We start from the raw sequence: 20395 nt of genomic DNA, 5'->3' as shown, positions 1-20395 counted from the left end.
CCCCGGCGGGGAAAAGCTATGGTAGTGTGCTCGACCTACACGAGCGAGTCGTCGACTTCCCACGACGCGGCGTCGTCGAGCACGGATTCGACGAACGACGCCTTCGCGTTCGTGTACCGACTCCGGTCGTCGGGGTGCGCCTCGGCGAGCCTGCGCTTGTGTCGCTCGTACTCGGCCGCGAGGTCGTCGTCTGCGCGGAGCGCGTCGCGGAAGGTGACCTGCTCGCGGTGGCAGTCGCTCCCGACTTCGGTCACGGAGAGATAGTGCGTCCGCCGCTCGGGCGGGCCGCGGACGAAAAATCGGCGGTCGGGAACGTCGTCGTCGGGGCGCTCCTCGTAGCCCGCGGCTTCGAGCGCCCGCGCGACGCCCTCGGCATCGTCGAGGTCGGAGACGAGGACGAGCAGGTCGAGGATGGGCTTTGCGGCTAATCCCGGAACTGCGGTGCTCCCGACGTGTTCGAATCGGACGCTGTCGCCGCCTCCTGCGCCACCGAGTCGCGGTCGCAGGCGCTCGACCTCGCGCTCGTACGCCTCGCGCCAGCGCGGGTCGTGCGCGGCGAGTTCGACGGTGCCGCGGGCGAGGCCGAGCGACGGATATGGGTCGTCGGCCGCAGACCGGTCCTTGCGGTCGCCGCCACCGTCGCTCATAGCGGAATCGGGAGCCACTGGAGCGCCGCGGCGACCCGCTCGGGGGGGAACAGCGGCGGGTGGAGCACGAGCCAGTCCAAGAGGATGAGCCCCCCGCCGTGGGCGACGATGGAGGGCAGAATCGAGTCGCTCTCGTAGTCGACGAGGCCGAAGAGCACGTCCGTCGGTGCCGACAGGAGAATCTCTATCGGGGGCTTGCCGACGTGGTGAAACGCGTAGAGCACCGGGCTGATGAGCGCGCTCTTCCGGCCGATTTCGCGGACGCCGACGCAGAGCAGGCCGCGGTAGTACGTCTCGGCCGCGACGACGACGAGCAACTGCTGGGCCGCGTGCGGGAGGAAGTCGGCGAGGGCGGTCGAGGTGTGCCACATCGGGTAGTACGCCCGAATCGACGGCAGGCTCGACCCGACGAGGTAAAACGGGAGAACGAACAGCGCGAGGAGAACCGTGTTGCGGAGCGCCGCCCGGTCGACGTTCCAGCCGAGGTTGCGACCGTGGGCGAGCGCGAGCGCTCCGGGTACGAGGATGAACAGGAGGGCGTCGTGGACCGCGCGGTAGGTGAGGTCGCCGGCGGGAAGCGGCCAGAGACTCCACGCGGCCCCGACGACGCCCCCGACGATGAGGGCGCGGTAGAGCCACGGGAGGCGGGCGAGCCGGCGGCGCAACACCGTTATTCCGTCTGGACGGGGTCGCGGCCGACGATGTCGAGCACGTCGTCGACGAAGGTCTGTCGCGTCTCGAAGTAGGTCTCGTCGGCCTCGGCGAGCACGTCTTCGAGGCTCTGGGGACCGTCGGGCGTGCGGATGACCGCGTCGCCTTCTTTGTTCAGGATGCTGCTCTTTTCTTGCGGCCACGTCAGTCGGGAGGCGACGCGCGCGAGGGGCGCACCTTCGACGGACGCGCCCGTACCGAGTTCGACGGCGGGTGCCTCGTCTGCTTCCTCGTCAGCCATGCGCGAGGGTTAGCCACCGCGCATGATAATCCCTTCGAGATTCGCATGCGACGATGACGGGCCGGCGACGCGTCCGGCGGGCCGACGCGCGGATATCGACAGCCCGCGACGTGTCGAGAAACAGATAATCGTCTGACGCATCGTTTTAGGGGCTGCTTTCGTAGTCGGGGCCATGACCAGTCTTTCGGAGGCGTACCACGGCGGCCGGGGCGGGCCGAGTCTCCGACGGCTGTCCCTGGGCTTCGGGGGGTTCCTCCTCGGCGTGTTGCTCGTCGTCGCGGGCATCGTCGTCGCGACGACCGACGTGTACACGTCCGGCGGGGCGACCCTCGGCGAAGCGCGCGAACTCGGGGGCATCCTCGGAGGCATCGGCGTCCCCGCCGTCTTCCTCGGCGTCCTCGCTGTCCTCCCCGCGAGCCGTCGAACCCGCGCCGCGTCGCTCATCGGAGCGAGCATCGCCGTTCTCGGCGTCGCGCTCTTCTCGCACGCCTACCCGTGTCAGTGGACCGGCGCGACCTGCGGGGCCGGCCTTCCCGACCTCACCCTCGAAACCGTCGCCGTCTACTTCTTCGGCACGCTCACGACGTTCTGGTGTCTGTTCGTCGGCGTCGCCAACTTCAAGACGCGGAACGACCCCGGCGGCACGGCCACGGTCCAAGTGACGAAGAAGGGCGAGACCCGCGTCGTCGAAGTCGAGAAGTCCGGCGGCGGCCTCGGCGGCATCGGTTTCCTCGGCGGCACGCCCGACGGCGACGTTCAGACGCAGACGAACCAGTCGACCGCCGGTGCCGACCCGACCGCCGGCGCGACCGACGGTGGCGCGTCGACGCAGGACATCACCCCGCTCGACGTCGAACCCTCGGCTTCGTCCTCGGCCTCGGCCTCGACGTCGTCGGACGGGTCGAACGCCCCCGACGCCTCGGCGACGGGGCAGTCCGGCGTCGATACCGTCCAGTCGGCGGAATCGGAGCGCTCGCCGGCCGGCGCGGCCGACCACCCCGCCGCGGACCGCCCGGCGAACGCCACGGTCGGCGACCGCTACTGCGGCAACTGCACGTACTTCGAGTACGTCCGCACCTCCGACGGGCTCAAGCCCTACTGCGCGGCCCACGACGAGATGATGCGGGACATGGAAGCCTGCGACGAGTGGTTCCCGCGCCGCCGCGAGTAGTCCCGCCGCCGACCCGAGTAGTCCCGCCGCCGACCCGAACGACCGACGACCGCGTTCCGCTTACTGTTCTCCGCCGTCCAATCTCGCTTCCACGTCGCGCCAGTGGCTCCCGCGCCAGAACACCTGCCCGCAGTCGCGACACCGCCACAGCGCCGTCTCCTTCGGGTCGGGCGCGTAGTCGGGGACCGGTTCGTCGCGGCCGACGGCCTCCACGCGGCCGTTACAGGCGCCGCACCGCGACGGCTCCTCGTCCAGCGAAACCGCGAAGCCGACCGATTCGAGTTCGCGGAGTTGCGCGATTGGTTCCCGTTCGGCGAGGAGGACGCTCCGGGAGGCTCGCTCGGCCAGTCGCACGTCGCGTGTGAGAAGAACACGCCTCTCGGCGTCCGCCCGCGCGAGCAGGCTGTCGTCGCCGGGGTCGGTTCGGGGGTCGCGGTTACCTTCAGAATCACCCGCCTCGTCCTCGCTGTCGAGCGCATATTCGGCGTCGTAGCCGCACATCCGCAGGTAGGTGGCGAGCTTGCCGAGCATCACGTCCAAGAGGAGCGCCGTGTCGCCGGGAGCGGCGCGGTCGACGCCCGAGGCGACCGTGCCGGGGTGGTCGGCCCCAACGTCGTCAGTCACGGAGGAAATCGGACAGTTCCTCGACCGACCGCGCGTTCAGCACGTCCGCGGTTTCGACCCAGCCGCGGCGGGCCGTGTGGACCCCGTAGCGGGCGTGGTCGAGTTCGGCTGGTCGGTGGGCGTCGGTGTCGATGGCGACTGTCGCGCCCGCCTCGACGGCGATTTTGAGCGCCTCGCCGTTCAGGTCGAGACGGTACGGGCTGGCGTTGAGTTCGAGCGCGACGCCGTTTTCGACGGCGGCCTCCGCGAGTCGCTCGTAGTCGAGGGGGAGGCCGGGCCGTTGGTTGATGAGCCGACCGGTCGGGTGGCCGAGGATGTTCACCGCGGGGTGTTCCATCGCGGTGACGAGTCGCTCGGTGGCCGTCTCGCGGTCCTGGTCGAGCGCGCTGTGTGGCGAGGCGACCACCACGTCGAGTTGGTCGAGCACGTCGTCGGCGACGGAGATGCCGCCCTCGGCGTCGATGTTGGCCTCGACGCCGGTGAACACCGCGATGTCGGCGTCGTCGGCGGCGGCGCGGACCTCGGCAATCTGGTCGAGTAGGTCGTCGTCCTCGACGCCGACGCCGCCGACCATGCCGGGGCCGGTGGCGTGGTCGGTGACGGCGTGGTAGTCGTAGCCGCGTTCCTCGGCGGCCGCGACCATCTCGGCAACCGTGTTGTCGCCGTCAGACCAGTCGGTGTGGGTGTGGAGGTCGCCGCGGAGGTCGCCCTCCGCGACGAGGTCGGGCAGGTCGCCGTCGGCGGCGCGCTCGATTTCGCCGGTGTCCTCGCGCAGCTCCGGCGGGACGAGCGGGAGGTCGAGCGCGGCGTACATCGACTCCTCGGTGTCGCCGGCGACGCGGGTTCCGGCCCGCGGGCCGTCGTCGGGGTCGTCCACGTCGGAGACGTCGAACATCCCGTACTCGTTCATCTTGAGGCCGCGGTCGATGGCGATGTTGCGGAGGTGGACGTTGTGGTCCTTGCTCCCGGTGAAGTACTGGAGCGCCGCGCCGTACTCCGCGGGGGCGACGACCCGGAGGTCGACCCGCATCCCGTTCACCCGGACGCTCGCCTTCTGCTCGCCCGCCTCGATGGTGTCGCCGACGAGGTCCCACGCGAGGAAGCGGTCGATGACCGCCTCGGCGTCGGCGCTCTCGGCGAGCACGTCGATGTCGCCGACCGTCTCGCGCCACCGCCGCATCGACCCCGCGGGCTCGACCCTGCCGACGGCGTCGTGGTCGCCGAGGTACGAAAGCAGGTCGTCGGCGACGGGTCGCGCCTTCCCGAGCAGTTCGCGGCCGGTCGCCTCGCGGGCGAACTCGATGCCGTCGAGGATGTTCGCCTCCGTCTTCGCGCCGAACCCCTTGACCTCCTGTATCTCCCCGTCGCGGGCGGCCGCTTCGAGGTCGTCGAGGTCGGCGACGCCGAGCGCCTCGTACAGTTTGCCGACCGTCTTCGGGCCGACGCCCTCGACGCTCGTCAGCCCGGCCATGTCAACCGGGAGGTCCGCGCGGAGCTCCTCCAACTCCTCGATGCTGCCGGTCTCGACGTACTCGACGATTTTCGAGGCGATGGCGTCGCCGACGCGGTCTATCTCTTGGACCGCGTCTTCGCCCTCCGCGGCGAGTTCCTCGACGGGCTTCGGATGCTCGCGGACGTTCTCGGCGGCGCGGCGGTAGCTCGACGGCTTGTAGGCCACGTCCTTCGCCTCCAACAGGTCGGCGAACTCCTCCAGCAGGCTCGCTATCTCGTCGTTTCGGCTCATCGGCCGCCCCGTTTGCCCTTGCCGCCGTCGCGCCCCAGCGCCTTCTTCAGGAAGCTCATCCACCGCTTCTGGTCCGCGGCGTTCTGGCGGTTTTCCTCCTGTTCGAGGTCGACCGCCCGAAGCTGTTCGAGGGCGTTCAACGCCCGGTCGATGCCGACGATGTCCTCGGCCAGCCGCCGCCCCTCGTCGTAGCTCACCTCGTTGTCCTCGATTCGCTGGAGCCGTTCGAGGCGCTCGCGGCGGAGGTTCCGCTTCGCCTGGTCGACGCGCTCCCGCTCGCCCGAGGGGATGGTGTCGCGGCGCTTGATCTCGAAGACGAACTCCCTGAGGTCTATCTCCTCGCCTTGGACCTCGATGCGGTCGGGAATCTGCGTGCCGACGGTCGCACCCTCCCGATTGACGCGCTCCAAGAGCTGTTTACGCTCGAACTCCTTCACGTCCGGTCGTTGTCCCGCGCGGCACTTCGCTCCTTCGCCCGTTCCGACCCGACTCTCTCGACTCGCTGAGCGTCCGGCGGAGAAACAGGTCCGAAACCCCCGAATAACGGTTATTCTCTCGGCCGTCGTACTCTCTCCTGAACCATGTCCATTGATACCAATCAACATAGTAGTACCGACGCCCCGGACGCCGGCGACTCGTCGACCGCGTTCGGTCGGGCCCGGCTGTACGCGTTCTACCTGCTCGCGGTCGTGACGCTCGGGATGGCGGCGGTCTTCGTCAGCGAACTGCTCTCGTTCGCCGTCGTCGGCTGGGGCGCGGGCGGCGACGTGCTCGCCGAACACCGCCTGCACGTGATGGTCATCGCGGCGAACGTCTGGATAATCATCCTCGGCGTCGCGAGCCAACTGTACCGTCCGCTGAAGCGGGTCGCGCTCATGCAGGTGGCCTTCGCCGTGACGACGCTCGTCCTCGTCGGCACCGTCGTCGGCGGCGGGCCGGTCGAGGAGGTCGTCCCCTTCTTCGTGCTCACCGGACTGATGCTACTGTTCCATCCCGCGGGACGGGACGTCATCTCGGTCGGCGACGACTACAGCCCGGCGCTCCTCGGCCTCGTCGCGGTCGCGGCGCTCCCGGTGCTCGCGTTCGCGGTCAACCAGTTCGGTCTGCAGGCGACCGGCGACGTTCACGCCGTCGCCGGCCACTACATGGAGATGACGACGATGGCAATCGGACTGCTCTTGCTCGGTCTCGTCGCGGCCGCGGGCGCGCCCGGACACCGCTTCGTCGCGTGGCTGACCGGCGGCCTCGCCGTCTACTTCGGCGCGGTCTCGCTCGTCTTCCCGACCCAGGTGTCCAGCGTGGGGTCGATGTGGGCGGTCGCGCTCGTCGCGTGGGGGCTGGCGTTCGTCGTCGCGAGCGAACTTCGGGTCAGCGGTCGGACCGCCGTCGCTCAGGAGCGCCCGTTCTCGATGCCCGGGCAGCCGCGGGTCTAGGCTGCGCGGACGGTCCCGCACGCGGGCTGCCCGGCCGGTCGAGATAGCCTGATTCGCGTCTGACACGTCGTCGTCGGTGGTAGCGCCCCGCCCTCGTCCGGTGAGATTCGCCGCTTTCTCCGACAGCGGCCCCGTATCCGTCGTCTCTCGTCGCAAACTCCGGCGGAGAGACGAACCTTCTTATGGTTCTCTTGGATACCGTGAGGTATGGGTTTGTTCGACCGACTCCGCGGCAAAGACCACCCCCGCGTCGCCTTCATCGGCATCGACGGGGTTCCGTTCACTCTCCTCTCTGAGCATCCCGACGAGTTCCCCAACTTCGCGGCGCTGGCCGACGCGGGCTCGGCGGGCGACATCGACAGCATCGTCCCGCCCGAGTCCTCGGCGTGTTGGCCGGCGCTCACGACCGGCGTCAACCCCGGCGAGACCGGCGTCTACGGCTTCCAGGACCGTGAGGTCGGCTCCTACGACACCTACGTCCCGATGGGTCGGGACGTGCAGGCCACCCGCGTCTGGGACCGCGTCACCGACGCCGGCCGCAAGGCCACCGTGATGAACGTCCCCGTGACGTTCCCGCCCCAGCGCAACGTCCAGCGCATGGTCTCGGGCTTCCTCTCGCCCGGCGTCGACAAGGCCGCCTACCCCGACGACTTCCGCGACGCGCTCTCCGAGATGAACTACAAGATCGACGTGAACGCGAAGCTCGGTCACGACGAGGACAAGACCGCGTTCATGGAGGACGCCCGCAAGACGCTCGACCGGCGCTACGAGGCGTTCGAGCGCTACATCGACCAGGACGACTGGGACCTCTTTTTCGGCGTCTTCATGACGACCGACCGCGTCAACCACTTCCTGTTCAAGGACTACGAGCGCGACGGGAAGAACAAGGACGCCTTCATGGATTTCTACCGCACCGTCGACGACTACCTCGGCCGCATCCGCGACGCCCTCCCCGAGGACGTGACGCTCATCGTCGCGTCCGACCACGGCTTTACGTCCCTCGACTACGAGGTCCACTGCAACACGTGGCTCGAGGAGAACGGCTGGCTCTCCTACGAGGACGACGACCACGACTCGCTTTCGGACATCGACAAAGACTCGAAGGCGTACTCGCTCATCCCCGGCCGGTTCTTCATCAACCTCGAAGGGCGCGAGCCCCGCGGGTCGGTCCCGCAGTCGGAGTACGAGGACGTCCGCGACGAGCTCAAGGCCGAACTCGAAGGCCTCGAAGGCCCCGACGGCAACAAGGTCGCAGACCGCGTCGTCGTCAAGGAGGACGCCTTCCGCGGCGACCACGACGACATCGCCCCCGACCTCGTCGTCATCCCGAACCACGGCTTCGACCTGAAGTCCGGGTTCAAGGGCCACGACGACGTGTTCGGCGTCGGCCCCCGCAACGGCATGCACTCGTTCGACAACGCGACGCTCTACGTCGACGACCCCGGTGCGGTCATCGAGGACGCCGACCTCTACGACATCGCGCCGACCATCCTCGACCTCATGGACATCGAGTACAGCCGCACTGAACTCGACGGCGCGAGCCTCATCCAGCAGTAAGCGACCGCTTCGGCTTCCGGTTCCGTCTTTTCGCAGTCGCTCGCGGCGGTTTATCGCTTACTGCCGGACCGCGTTCCAGACGTCCCGTTCGAGACGGTCGGCGTGAGCCAGTCGCACCTCTCTCGCCTCGGCGGCCGTGACCGTCTCGCGGTCGGCTACCTCGTGCGACACAGGGCTGTACGCGTCCACGTCGAACCCCATCCGGTCGAGGTACGACCGCACCGCCTCGGAGTCGAGGCCGTCCTCGATGGCGGCGTCGACGTAGCCGAGAACCGCGTCGAACTCGGGGAGGACGACCCGGTCGTCCGTCACGCCGCCGGCCTCGCCCTCGATTGCGAGGGCCGCGTCGTCGAGGCGGTTCACCACGCCCGCGACGCTGTTCGCCAGCCTGAGCACGTCGCTCGGGAGCGCGCAGTCCGGCGAGCGCCACTCGACCGTGCCGAACTCGGCTCTGAGTTGCACCGGCGTCCAGACCGCGCTCTCGGGGTCGAAGTTCGCCTCGACGGTCGCCCGGTCGACGCCCGCCTCCTCGGCGCGCACGACGAACTCCTCGAACCGGCGTTCGAGGCGGCGCGACCACTCCCGCGTGTCGTCGGCGTAGCGCCACAGCCGGCCTTGGTGGGGCACGTCGTCGTAGGTCATCCGGCGGTACAGCTTCGACCGCGCGCCCGCCGCCAACCGCTTCCCGTCGTAGTACGGCGAGGAGTTCACCAGCGCCAGCGCGGGGTCCAGCGCCACGAGCGCGTTGTACTGGTCGATCTCGCGGCCGGGGCGCTGTTCGACGTGGACGTGCGTCCCCACGCAGTGCCGCGCGTACCGGAAGTCCGACCCGATGACGCGGTTCTGGATGCGGGTTCGGTCGCTCTGACGCTCCGTCACCGTCTCGGTGCTAATCGGCGTGGCGAGCGGGACGAGCCGCTTTCCGACGACCTCGGCCCGCGAGAGGACGTCGCCGAGCCGCTCGTACAGCTCCTCGCGCAACTCGGCCGCCGAGTCGCACGGCGTCGTCTTCACCTCCAACACCGGCTCGACGAACTCCCGCTCGGCCCCCGGCGAGGCGTCGACGAGCTCGCCCGGGTCGGTGAGTGACCCGTCGCCGTCGGTGACCCAGTACTCGACTTCGACGCTTCGCCGGAGCGGGTCGACCGCCGACTCAGACATGGTGACCCCGGCGTCGCGCCGAGACGGCTCCTACGCTCATCGTTTCGTTCCACCTACACCCAATCATTGGTAACACATAGCACGGATTGGGGGCATGACGGAAAAGTCATTCGCAGATTGGGGAGAACTCCGGCATTCGGTGGACGAACGTCTTGAAAAAGTGGAATTATGTGGTCGTTAGTCGCGCCAGTGTTGGCCGGTCGCCATCACAGCAGGTCGTCGAGGTCGTCGTTGTGCCACATCTCTTTGGGGTCCTCTCGCGTTTCGGTCTTCGCCTGGTCGATGGCCTCGCGGGCGCGTTCCATGAACGACTCGACCCGCTCGGAGCGCTCGACGCCGCCGAGGAGGACGAGCGACGCGAGACGGCCGCTTTCCAGCGGGAAGTCGCCGCCGCGGACCTGCAGGCTGCCGGTCTCCTCTTCGACCCAGCGGCGCGCTCGCTCGACGCCCTTCCGCGGGATGGTGTCGGGTTCGCCGGCGATGATGACGAGCGCAGAGTCCGCGTCGCTGGCGTCCGGCAGGCTCGTGCCCGTCAGCACGGCGCGACGGGTCGTGCTCATGACCGCGTTGATGTTGTCCTCGGCGTCGGGAGAGGCCTCGGCGCTCGCGTAACCGAGCGCGGCGATGCCCCCGGAACGGAGGGTGTTGATGACTTCGGAGGTGTCGACGACGCTCTCGCCGACGCCCTCGGTCGCCTCGCCGGCCGCCAAGAGCAGACCGACCCGCCGGGCGATGGCGTCGTTGATGGCGTCGTAGCCCTCGCTCATCGACTCGCCGGACGAGCGGAAGGCGTCGTTGTCGACGAGGAGGACGGCGTCGGACTCGCGGGCGATGGTCTTGAGCGAGCGGCCGGCGTTCACCTGATACATCGCTCCTTCGTCTTGTCCGGGCAGGATTCCGAGGACGTACACCGGCACGTCGTAGACGCGGCGGAGCGCCTTCGCGAGGACGGGCGCGCCGCCGGACCCGGAGCCGCCGCCGAGCCCGGCGACGACGAAAATCGACTCCGCTTCGGCCGTGACGCGGCCGTCGAGGGCGGACATGACCTCGGTCTGGTCCGCCTCCATGACCTCGGCTCCGAGCTCGTTGTCGCCGCCGACGCCGTGACCGTTGACGCGGTCTTGGCCGATGAGCACGGTCTCGACCGGAAGCGGCTGGAGGTCCGCTTTCGCGGTGTTCACCGCGACGGCGTCGAGCACCGCGCCGAACCCCATCTGTCGGTCGAACGACTGGAGGGCGGTGGTGAGCTTCCCACCCGCTTGGCCCACACCAATCAGGACGGTTTTCATACCACAGTCCACTCCGTCGCTCGTCTTGAACGTTCCCCACGGGAGAACTGCTCGGCCGCTCGAACCCTGTTCAACCCCGGAGCTTTATCAGGGATAACGGGGCCAGGCCGCCCCATGACAGCCGACCCAGTCCACTTCGACGCTGACGGTGACGCAGACGCCGGCACGCCCGCTTCCCGCGGACCGGTCGCGGCGGACCACACCGCCGACCGCACTGCCGACCTCGCCGCGCGGCTCGACGCGGTCGAGCGAACCATCACCGACGGCGACGCCGACTTCTCGTCGCTGGAGGACCTCGCGTCCGTCGAGCGTCGGGTCTCCGAGCTCGAATCGGCGGTCGAGTCGCTCACCGAGCGCCTCGACGAGGTGGACGCCGCGACGCAGGCGGTGCGCGGCTACCTCGGCGGCGTCCGCGCGGTCAACGAGGACGTCGAGCGCCGGGCGAACGCCGCGCTCGCCAAGGCCGAATCGCTCGAAGCCGACCTCGTCGACGAGACCGCGTCTCCCGCGCCGTCGCAGTCGGCCGACACGCTCGCCGCGGAGGCGGCGTCGCACGCCGAACGACCCGCCGACGGGCGCGGCGGTACTCCCAGGCGCGAACCTAGCACCCGAGCCACCGACTCCCGGGCCGCCGACTCCGCCGACCGCGGACTGGCCGCCCGCCTCCGCGACGCGCTGTGATTCGCGTCGTCCTCGCGTGCCTCCTCGCGGTCGCCATCGCCGGCGTCGTCTTCCCGGCGGCCGACGCGGCGAGAGCGGACGCGACGACCGTGAAAATCGGCTCGATGGCCGACGACGTCGCGCACGCCGCGACGGCGCTCGCGGCCGCGGAAGACCCGACACCCGCCGGTGTGGCGGGTGCGCGGCGGCACGTCGTCCTCGACGTTCCCGCCGGGTCGTGGCGGGCCGCCGGCGTCTCCGAACTCGCGGTTCGCGGCGGCGACGGCGTCGAACTCTCGGCGAGCGTCGCCGGCGGCCCGACCGTCGTCCGTCGCGTCGGCGGTCCTCGGATTCGCGTCGTCGGCGACCGACTCGTCCTCGGGCCGGGCGAACACCGACTCAGGCTGACGCTCGAAGCCGACGCGGGCGGTTCGGTCGTCGTCCTCGCCCCCGCGACGGCCGACCCGCCGGCGGCGTAGGTTCAAATACCCGGACGGGACCACGCCCCCGTATGCCCCTCGACTCCTCTTCCATCGGACCCCTCTCCGAAACCGTCGCCGCGGCGCTCCCGGACGCGCTCGGCGACCGCCTCGCCGACGCGACCGGCGTTCGGGTCGCACCCCGCGATTCTCCCGACGAGTGTGGCTGTGTGACCGCGTTCTCGACGCCCGCCGACCGCCCCGACGACGACACCGTGACGCTCGTGGTCGACGCCGGGGACTGCCCGCACCGCGGGTCGCTTTCGACTGCGTCCGCCTGTCGAGCAACGGTCGTGGGCGCGCTCGAAACCCGTGACGCCGACCGGCTCGTCGTCCGAGCCGACGGACTGGAGCGCCGGTACGACGACGCCGCGACCGGCCTGCTCGTCGCCGCCGGCCGGTTCGCGGAGCGCGTCCGCTTCCGCGACGACCGCCTCGCCGACCGCGCCCGCGAAGACCCGCTCGGGGCCGCCCACGAGGCGACGGGTCGCGCGGGGCCGGTCCGCCGCGCGGCCATCGAGACCGGACTCGCAGCGGGTGCGTCTCGAAGCGCCGACTACGGCGACGCGCTCCGGGCGGTCGTCGGCCCGACGCTCGCGCGCTCCCGAGTCGACCCCCGTCCCCCGGCCGACGGGCGACTCGTCGGAGCGACCGACCTCGACACCGGCGCGGTCGCCCGCCGGTACGAGAGCGCTCGCGGCCCCGTTTACCACCTCACGCCGCCCGAATCGGCGCTCGACCAGCGCGCGGCGCGGACTCTCGAAGCCGCCCACGACAGACTCGCCAGCGGTGCCGTCGACGCCGGCCCGCGCGCACCGGGCCGCGCCGTCAGTCTCGTCGCCGACCCGGACGACCCGGTCGAGACGCTCGCGGCGATACTGGCGAAGCACACCGCGGGCCACGGCGTCCTCGACGACCTGTTTTCCGACCCCGCAGTCTCGGACGTGTACGTCTCGACGCCCGCCGACGAGAACCCGATTCGCGTCGTCGCCGGCGGCGTCTCGATGCCGACGAACGTCCGCCTCGCCCCCGGCGGGGCGGAGTCGCTCGCCTCCCGCCTGCGTCGCGTGAGCGGCGCGTCGTTCTCCCGCGCCGACCCGACGCTCGACACCGTGGTCGAGGCCGGCGGCGCGACCGTTCGGGTCGCGGGCGTGACCGCGCCCGCCAGCGACGGCCTCGGCTTCGCGTTCCGCCGCCACGACGAGACGCCGCTGACGCTCCCCGCGCTCGTCGCCAACGGGACGCTCTCGGCCGAGGCCGCGGCGCTCTGCTCGCTCGCGGTCGAACGCGGTGCCTCGGTCCTCGTCGCCGGGTCGCGCGGGGCCGGCAAGACGACGTTCCTCGGCTCGCTCCTGTGGGAACTCCCGCGCGACGTTCGCACGGTGCTCATCGAGGACACGCCGGAGCTTCCGGCGTCGAACCTGCTGGACGCCGACCGCGACGTGCAGACGCTCCGAACCGACACGACCGGCGGCCCCGAACCGACGCCGCAGGAGGCGCTTCACGCGGCGCTCCGGTTGGGTGACGGCGCGCTCGCCCTCGGCGAAGTCCGGGGGGAGGAGGCCGCCGTCCTCTACGAGGCGATGCGCGTCGGGGCGAACGCCAACGCGGTCCTCGGAACGATTCACGGCGACGGGGCCGCCGACGTGCGCGAGCGCGTCGTCTCCGACCTCGGCGTCCCGGCGTCGTCGTTCGCCGCGACCGACCTCGTCGTCACCTGCGAGCGCGCGAACGCTCACCGGGTCGCACGCGTCGAGGAGGTCCGGCCCGTCGGCGACGACGCGACGTTCGAGACGCTGTTCGAACACGACGGACGCACCCTCGAACCGACGGGGTCGGTCGCGCGCGGCGACAGCCTCGCGGTCGAGTCCGTGGCCCGTCCCGACGAGTCGTACGCGGACGTACTCGACGCGCTCGACGCTCGCGCTGCGCGTCTCGAATCGCTGGCTGACACGGGACGAACGACGCCGGACGACATCGCCGCGGCCCGCGCGGAGCGTGGTTCGGGATGCTGAGTCCGGACACGGCCACGAGCACGGGAGCGGGAGCGGACTCCGCTTCGACTCGGATACTTCACTCGGCCGCGACGACGCTCGCGCGGCTCTCGCCCGACTCAATCGACGCCGAGCCGAGCGACGACCTTCGTCGGTCGCTCGCGTTTCTCGGCTCGAATCTCGCCCCCGAGACGGTCGTCGCCGCGGGCTACGGCTCGTCGCTTCCCGCCGGGCTACTCGGCGGACTGGTCGCCCATCTCGCTCGACTCCCGACCGTCACGGTCGTCTTCGTCGCGCTCGCGGCCGCGCTCGGTGCGGCCCACGCGATTCACACGCTCCCGGTCTGGCTGGCGACGCTCCGCCGGACGCGGGCGCTCGGGAACGCGCCGGAACTCGTCGGCCGTATCGCGCTCCGGATGCGCATCGAGCCCTCGGTCGAGCGGGCCAGCGCGTTCGCCGCGCACGGCGGCGACGACCCGCTTTCGGCCTCGCTCGCCGCACACGTCGACCGCGCCCGCGGGACGCCGACGGCGGGGCTCTCCGAGTTCGCCGACGCCTGGCGCACGTGGTTCCCGGCGCTCGACCGCTCGACTGCGCTCCTGCAGACCGCCGCCGACGTTCCCGCCGGCGAGCGCGACCGGGCGCTCGACCGGGCCCACGAGGTCGTCCGCGAGGGCACCCGCGACCGCCTCGCCGACTTCGTCGGCTCCGTCCGCGGGCCGGTGACGGCGGTCTACGCCTTCGGCGTCCTGCTCCCGCTCGCGCTGGTCGGCGCGCTCCCGGCCGCCCGCGTCGCCGGCGTCGGCGTCACCGCCGGGCACGTCGCCTTCGTCTACGACGTGGCGCTTCCCGCCTGTCTCCTCGCCGCGGTCGGATGGGTGCTCGTTCGGCGGCCGGTCGCGTTCGCGCCGCTCTCGGTCGACGCGTCTCACCCCGCGGTCGACGACCACCGCGCTCTCGGCGTCGCCGGTGGCGCAGTCGCCGGAATCATCGGCTTCGTCGCCGCCGACGCGCTCGTCGCGCCGTGGCTCGCGCCGCTCGCCGCCGTCGGCATCGGAACCGGAACCGCGCTGTTCGTCGCGGCCCGCCCGGTCGTGGCGCTCAGAGCCCGCGTCCGCGCGGTCGAAGACGGCCTCTCCGACGCGCTCTACCTCGTCGGTCGCGCCGTCGGCGAGGGCGAGGCCGTCGAATCCGCGCTCGCCCGCGCGGCCACCTCGGTCCCGGGCGAAACCGGCGACCTGCTCGAAGAGGCCGTCGGCGTCCAGCGTCGCCTCCGAGTGGGCGTCGTCGAGTCGTTCCGCGGCGAGTACGGCGTCCTCGAATCGACGCCGAGCCCCCGCGTCGCGGGCGTGGCGACGCTCCTCGGCCTCGCCGCCAGCGAGGGTCGACCCGCCGGTCGCGCAATCGTCTCGATGGCCGACCAGCTCTCGGCGCTCTCCCGACTCGACGCCGAGGCCCGCCGCGAACTCGCCTCGGTCACGGAGACGCTGTCGAACACGGCCGCCGTCTTCGGGCCGCTCGTCGCCGGTGCGACCGTCGCGCTCGCCGACGGGATGGCCCCCGCGAAGACGCTCGACCAGACGGCCGTCGCGACGCCGCTTTCGACCGCCGACCTCGGGCTGGCCGTCGGCGCGTACGTCCTCCTCTCGGCGGTCATCCTGACGACGCTCTCGGTCGGCGTCGAACACGGTCTCGACCGTCACCTCGTGGCCTCCCGCGTCGGCCGCGCGCTCGTCTCGGCGACGACGACGTTCGCAGTCGCGTTCGCCGCCGCGGGGACGCTCGTCTGAGTCGCGGTCCTCGGGACGCTCGTCACCGGTTCCGTTTCCGTCGCCGTCCCGTGCTGAGGTTTATATACCCGGACGGGACCACCCCGGTCTATGCTCGACGCACCGCTCGATACGCTCTACACGTGGGCCGCGCTCTCGGTGGCCGCGACCGTCCTCGTCGGGACGGTCGCCGGCCTCCCGACGACGCCCGCTCCCGACGCCTCGGGAGTCGCCGACGCCGTCGACGCCGTGGCCGTCGCCGAGTACGACGCGACCGCCGAACACGAACTCGACGCCGACGCCGTCCGCATCGGCTCGCACCGAATCGGCCTCCGCAACGACGGCGGCGCGGCGCACGCCGCGTTCGCCTTCGGCCCGGTGACGCCGGCGACGCCCGACTCCCGACTCGGGTCGGTCGCCGCCGGCGCGTCCCCGAGCGCCGTCTTCGACTCGCCCGCCGCGTTCGCCGCCGCGGCCGAGACCGCACGCGACCGGAACGCCTCGTGGCGGCCCGCCAGCGAACCGCTCGTCGTCCGCCACGTCACCTGGGAGGGAACCGATGTCACCGTCGTCTCGGCGTAGGGCGCAGACCTCGCCGGTCGCCGCGCTGACCGCGCTGTTCGTCGTCTGCGCGGCCATCTCGGGCTACGCGACGGTCCTCGACGACTCGCTACCGACGACCGACCGCGACCTCGCGCCGGCGACGCTGTCGAACGTCGAGTCCGCCCTCGTCGACGACTCCGGCGTGGTCGTCAGCTCCCGGCTCTCGGACGCGCTCGACGCCTGTCCGGACGGGTTTTCCTGCCGCGTCGTCGTCGCGGTCGACGGCGACCGCCGCGCCGTCGGCCCCGCCGCGCCTACCGACGCCGACGCCGATTCGACTCGGGTCAGCGTTCGCGTCGAACCCGGTCGCGTCGGCTTCGGGACGCTCCGCGTCGAGGTGTGGCGATGACCGACCTCGTCTTCGACGTGACCGTCTGCTTGCTGCTCGTGACCGCGAGCATCGGTCTCGTCGTCACCGCGGACGCCGGCGCAGACACCGGAGTCGGCCGTGACACCGCCGCTATCGACGCCGACGGGGTCGCCTCGTCGCTGGCGACGAGCACCGCGACGGTCACCTACTCGCTCGCCCCCGGCGTCGAGGCCGCGGACCCGTCGCTCCTCGATGCCGGCGGCGTCGACGCCCGCGAACTCGACCGAACCGCGCACGGCAGCCTCGCCGGCCTCCTCGCCCGCGCGACACTCGGGGCGGTGACCGTCGACGGCGTTCGCCTGACCAGCGCCCGCGACGACTTCCGGGCCCGGGCCGCCGCCCGCGTCGCGTCCGAACTCCCGACTCGCGGCGTCTCCGTCGCCGTCGCGTGGACGCCGTTCCCCGGTTCGCCGGTCCGCGCGACCGACGCCCTCGGACCCGAACCGCCGTCCTCGGAAACGGTTCACTCCGCGACGCTCGACGTGCCGAGCGGGTTCCCCGCGGCGCGCGAAGACGCTGTCGCCGCCAGCGACGACGGCTTCGACGCCGTCGCTCGCGTCGCTGCGAACCGGACCGTCGCCGGGCTGTTCCCGCCCGCGCTCGCCCGCCTCGCGCTCCGCGGCGACGAGCCGGTTTCGACGCTGATGACCCACCGGTACGAACGAGCCGGCGCGCTGGTGAACGCCTCCGTCGCGCCCGAAGTCGCCCGCGAGGAGACCCGCGCCGCCAACGCCGACCTCGCGGCCGCGCTGGCTCCGCGCTTCGCCGACGCGATGCGCGCCCGGTACGACACCCCGCGCGCCGCCGCCGAAGCGGTCTCCGTCGGACGCGTCACTGTCGTCGTCAGGACGTGGTCGGCGTGAGGCTCGCCGACGACGACCGCGGTCGAGTGCCCTTCGCCCTGCTCGGCGTGTTGCTCCTCGTCGGGAGCGCGACGTTCTCCGGCGCGCTCTCGGCTCACGACCCCGTTGCCGACCGCCGCGTCGACGACGCGATGGACCGCGCGACCGCACAGGCCGACGCCGCCGTCCGCGCGGCGGTCGGAGACGCGGCGCGCGAGGCCGCGGCGAACCCCGTCACCTCGCCCGCGAACACGACCGTCGGGCGACTGCTCTCCGACGAGCGTCCCTTCCGCGACTACCTCAGACTCCGCATCGCGCTCGCCGCGACGGAGCGGCTTCGGGCCGTCTCCGTCGCCCGCGGCGACGTGAACGCGACCGCAACCCTGCCGCGACCGACGAACGAGTCGGCCCTCCGCGACGCGATGGACCGCGTCTCGATTTCGGGCCGCGAGAACGGGACCGTCCTCGTCGCGACCGTCGAGAACGTCTCGGTCGAGGTCGCTCGCGGCGGTCGCACGGTCGCCGCCGAGTCCGTCACCGCGACGGTCGGCGTCCGGACGCCCGTCCTCGCGCTCCACGACCGAACCGAGGCCTTCGAGCGCCGCCTCGACGCGAACGCGCTGGACGGCGGCACGCTCGACGCGACGGTGACGACCGCGCTGTGGGTCTCGGCGTGGTCCCGCGGCTGGAGCCAGTACGCCGGCGCGCCCGTGGACAACGTCGTCTCGAACGACCACGCGGCGCTGGCGACGAACGCCGGCGTCCTGCTCGCCGAACAGCAGGCGTTCGGAACTACCGACGCCGATGCTCGCGGGGCGACCGGGCGCGCCGCCGTCCACGCCGGTGCCCGGAGCCTGCTCTCGCAGACCGGCGTTCCGGCCGCGCCCGAACTGGCGAACGCGCTTCCCGCACCGAACCCGTCCGCCGAGTCGGTCGCGAACGAGATTCCGACGAACCGGACCATCGACGCCTCCGTCGGCTCTGCGGCCGACCACGCGCTGGTCGGTCTCGTCGACGGCCACGGCGACGCGCCCGCCTCCGACGACGTGGTCGCGGACGCCCATCGCGCCACCGTCGCAATCGAAGCCGACGCGACCGTCGTCGCCCACAGCGACGACCCGCCGGTCGACCTCGGAACCGAGTGGGAACTCGTCGACACCGCGACCGAGACGGCGTCGTCGGTCGAGACGATGGCGACGCGAACGCCGGCGCTCGAAGCCGATACCGTCGTCGTCGACGCCGGCTCCCGCATCGTGACGACGAGCGAGACGACCACTCGGACGTGGCGTCGGGGCAACGAGACGTTCCACACCGAAGAAACGACGGAGACGAGGACGCGCGTCGACCTCGCGGCCGTCGTGGACCCGGCCGCCGTGTCCGCCCCGGAACGACCTCTCGACCCGGCGGTCGAACCCGGCGGCGCGCTCGACGGCGAGAACTTCGCCGCGGCCGCGGACGCGGCCGAAGACGCGGTTGCGACTCGCGGCGGCTTCGACGACCTCGCCCGCGACGTCGCCGACGGCGACGCGCCCGCCCGACAGCAGACGACCGCACCGATGGCTCCCGGCCTCGACCGCTGGATTCGCTCCGACCTCGTCGCGCTCGCCGACCGCGTCAAAAACCGCAGTGTGACGGTGTCGGCTCGGCGGGTCGCCGCGGGCGAGGTGAACCCCGCCGCGGAACTCGCCGCCGGACTCCGCGCCGACCGTCCCGAACTCGTCGGTGTCCCGGCCGCCTACGACGGCGTCTCCGACCGGGCGCGCGTCGCGGTTCGCGCCGCGTACCTCGACCGCGTGCTGGCGGCGCTCGACCGCCGGGCGAACCGGACCGCGGCGGCGACCGGCGCGGCCGACGACGCGAGTACGGACGCGAACCTCGGGTCGCTCTCGGAGGCGGTCCGCGCCGAGGAGGTCGCTCGCGCGACGCTCGGCGAGACGCGAGCGGACGGCGCGAACGGAACCGACAACGAAACCGGCGTCCGATTCGTCCCCGACGCGGACCCGATGTACCTCTCGCTCGGCGGCCTCTCGGGGTCCGCGATGCCGACCGTCTCCCGCGGCGGCACCTACCACCCGCTCGTCGCCCGCAACACCAACCTGTTCACGCTCCCCTACGGCGACGCCGCCGACACCGTCCTCGAACCGGTGTTCGGCGCGAACCGCCGCGTCCCGCTCCGCGTCGCGGCCCGCGCTCTCCTCGCCGCCGACTCGACGCTCGCGGCGACGAACGGCACGAACGAGACGCTCGCCGACCGGCGCGACAGGCTCGAAATCGCGGTCGACCGGTCGACGGTTCCCGCCGAAGAGGCCGCCAGAGACACGCTCCGCGCGCACACCGACCGCTCGATGACGGAGCGCCAGCGGATTCTGGAGCGCGCGCTCGGCGAGTGGGACGACCCGGCCCACCGGGCGCTGGCGGTGACGAACGGCTCCGCGGCCCGCGCAATCGCCGTCGAGGCCGCCGGCACGGGAACCGTCGAGGCCGACCTTCTCGAACGCCGCCTCGACGAGGCGTTCCGAACCGTCCGCCGGGACCGCTCGACCACGGTCCCACAGCGGCTCACGAACCGGACCGTCGAGACGACGCGGACCGCCCGTCAGCAGGCCGTCGCCGACACGGCGACCGACGCGGCGATGAGCGCCACCGAGAAGGCGGTCACCGACCGCGTGAACGACACGCTCGATTCCCGCTTCGACACGTCGTTCAAGCGCGTCCCCGCCGGGATGCCCGTCGCGCCCGTCCCGGGGTACTGGTACGCGACGGTCAACGTCTGGGACGTGGAAGTCGCCGGCGAGTTCGCGCAGTTCCGCGTCCACGCCCGCGGCGACGCCGAATCCCTCACGTACGCCCGCGACGGCTCGACCGTCGCTCTCGACTGGGACGGCGACGGCGTCGCGGAGACGGTCGGCCACGGCGACCGCGTCACGTTCGACGTTGAGACGACAATCGTCGTCGCGGTGCCCCCGTCGGGCGTCGGCGTCGGCGACATCGACGGCGACGCGGACGAGCGCTCCGAGGGCTGGGCAGGCGGACCGGGATGCACCGTCGCGGGCGACTGCCATGCGGACGGGTAGCCGCCAATACGACCCGAGTGGCAACC

General features: G+C 71.8%; 19 protein-coding genes. 11 read left to right on the top strand and 8 right to left on the bottom strand.

Annotated elements, in window-relative coordinates; all coding sequences use genetic code 11:
* Positions 1–35 precede the first annotated feature (35 nt).
* The 3 genes from C454_RS03765 to C454_RS03755 are packed head-to-tail and all read right to left on the bottom strand — an operon-like array spanning position 36 to position 1599.
* Positions 36–647 carry a GrpB family protein gene (locus C454_RS03765; RefSeq protein WP_004972789.1) on the bottom strand — a complete coding sequence of 204 codons (612 nt, stop codon included), beginning with the start codon at positions 645–647 and terminating at the stop codon, positions 36–38.
* Positions 644–1315 (bottom strand): CPBP family glutamic-type intramembrane protease, encoded by a 672-nt coding sequence (locus C454_RS03760; RefSeq protein ID WP_049904948.1) that lies wholly within the window; start codon positions 1313–1315, stop codon positions 644–646. Before C454_RS03760 ends, C454_RS03765 begins: the two co-directional genes overlap by 4 nt.
* A 2-nt stretch (positions 1316–1317) precedes the next feature.
* The gene (locus C454_RS03755; RefSeq protein WP_004972783.1) at positions 1318–1599 is read right to left on the bottom strand and encodes a DUF5789 family protein; all 282 of its coding nucleotides are present in this window, start codon (positions 1597–1599) and stop codon (positions 1318–1320) included.
* 172 nt (positions 1600–1771) lie between these two features.
* Between C454_RS03755 and C454_RS03750 the strand changes: the two genes are divergently transcribed.
* Entirely contained in the window at positions 1772–2770 is a 999-nt protein-coding gene (locus C454_RS03750; protein WP_004972781.1) for a DUF7139 domain-containing protein, read from the top strand.
* Positions 2771–2830: 60 nt separating this feature from the next.
* Here C454_RS03750 and C454_RS03745 read toward each other — a convergent pair whose 3' ends face one another.
* From C454_RS03745 to C454_RS03735, 3 genes are read right to left on the bottom strand one after another with little or no spacing between them, the layout of a single operon-like run.
* Positions 2831–3394, bottom strand: a complete 564-nt coding sequence (locus C454_RS03745) for a Mut7-C RNAse domain-containing protein (protein WP_004972779.1) — start codon at positions 3392–3394, stop codon at positions 2831–2833.
* On the bottom strand, positions 3387–5138 hold the full coding sequence (gene polX, locus C454_RS03740; protein ID WP_004972774.1) for a DNA polymerase/3'-5' exonuclease PolX: 1752 nt from the start codon (positions 5136–5138) through the stop codon (positions 3387–3389). Before polX ends, C454_RS03745 begins: the two co-directional genes overlap by 8 nt.
* The gene (locus C454_RS03735; protein ID WP_004972771.1) at positions 5135–5575 is read right to left on the bottom strand and encodes a DUF5788 family protein; all 441 of its coding nucleotides are present in this window, start codon (positions 5573–5575) and stop codon (positions 5135–5137) included. The genes polX and C454_RS03735 overlap by 4 nt, the downstream gene beginning before the upstream one ends.
* 144 nt (positions 5576–5719) lie before the next feature.
* On the opposite strand from C454_RS03735, the gene C454_RS03730 reads away from it, so the two are divergent.
* On the top strand, positions 5720–6571 hold the full coding sequence (locus C454_RS03730) for a hypothetical protein (protein WP_004972769.1): 852 nt from the start codon (positions 5720–5722) through the stop codon (positions 6569–6571).
* Between the two features lie 207 nt (positions 6572–6778).
* Positions 6779–8128 carry an alkaline phosphatase family protein gene (locus C454_RS03725; protein ID WP_004972767.1) on the top strand — a complete coding sequence of 450 codons (1350 nt, stop codon included), beginning with the start codon at positions 6779–6781 and terminating at the stop codon, positions 8126–8128.
* A gap of 57 nt (positions 8129–8185) precedes the next feature.
* On the opposite strand, the gene C454_RS03720 is transcribed toward C454_RS03725, so the two are convergent.
* Complete coding sequence (locus C454_RS03720) at positions 8186–9289, bottom strand: glutamate-cysteine ligase family protein (protein WP_004972765.1); 1104 nt, start codon at positions 9287–9289, stop codon at positions 8186–8188.
* A 206-nt stretch (positions 9290–9495) separates the two neighbouring features.
* A complete protein-coding gene (locus C454_RS03715; protein ID WP_004972763.1) occupies positions 9496–10578 on the bottom strand; it encodes a tubulin/FtsZ family protein in 1083 nt (360 codons plus the stop codon).
* Between the two features lie 114 nt (positions 10579–10692).
* Between C454_RS03715 and C454_RS03710 the strand changes: the two genes are divergently transcribed.
* From C454_RS03710 to C454_RS03675, 8 genes are all read left to right on the top strand, one after another.
* On the top strand, positions 10693–11259 hold the full coding sequence (locus C454_RS03710) for a DUF7310 family coiled-coil domain-containing protein (protein ID WP_004972761.1): 567 nt from the start codon (positions 10693–10695) through the stop codon (positions 11257–11259).
* Entirely contained in the window at positions 11256–11717 is a 462-nt protein-coding gene (locus C454_RS03705) for a DUF7311 family protein (protein ID WP_004972759.1), read from the top strand. Before C454_RS03710 ends, C454_RS03705 begins: the two co-directional genes overlap by 4 nt.
* 32 nt (positions 11718–11749) lie before the next feature.
* Positions 11750–13732: a type II/IV secretion system ATPase subunit gene (locus tag C454_RS03700; RefSeq protein WP_004972757.1), complete on the top strand. Its 1983-nt coding sequence runs from the start codon at positions 11750–11752 to the stop codon at positions 13730–13732.
* Positions 13726–15501, top strand: a complete 1776-nt coding sequence (locus tag C454_RS03695) for a hypothetical protein (protein WP_004972755.1) — start codon at positions 13726–13728, stop codon at positions 15499–15501. The genes C454_RS03700 and C454_RS03695 overlap by 7 nt, the downstream gene beginning before the upstream one ends.
* A gap of 90 nt (positions 15502–15591) precedes the next feature.
* The gene (locus C454_RS03690) at positions 15592–16062 is read left to right on the top strand and encodes a DUF7283 family protein (RefSeq protein WP_004972753.1); all 471 of its coding nucleotides are present in this window, start codon (positions 15592–15594) and stop codon (positions 16060–16062) included.
* Entirely contained in the window at positions 16040–16432 is a 393-nt protein-coding gene (locus C454_RS03685) for a DUF7285 family protein (protein WP_004972752.1), read from the top strand. Before C454_RS03690 ends, C454_RS03685 begins: the two co-directional genes overlap by 23 nt.
* Positions 16429–17316 (top strand): DUF7284 family protein, encoded by an 888-nt coding sequence (locus C454_RS03680; RefSeq protein ID WP_004972750.1) that lies wholly within the window; start codon positions 16429–16431, stop codon positions 17314–17316. Before C454_RS03685 ends, C454_RS03680 begins: the two co-directional genes overlap by 4 nt.
* Positions 17304–20369, top strand: coding sequence for a DUF7286 family protein (locus tag C454_RS03675; RefSeq protein ID WP_004972747.1), 3066 nt, complete (start codon positions 17304–17306; stop codon positions 20367–20369). The genes C454_RS03680 and C454_RS03675 overlap by 13 nt, the downstream gene beginning before the upstream one ends.
* The last annotated feature ends 26 nt before the right edge of the window (positions 20370–20395 follow it).

The organism is Haloferax gibbonsii ATCC 33959, from assembly GCF_000336775.1.
Taxonomy (GTDB): domain Archaea; phylum Halobacteriota; class Halobacteria; order Halobacteriales; family Haloferacaceae; genus Haloferax; species Haloferax gibbonsii.
This window is presented reverse-complemented; position numbering and strand designations above follow the sequence as displayed.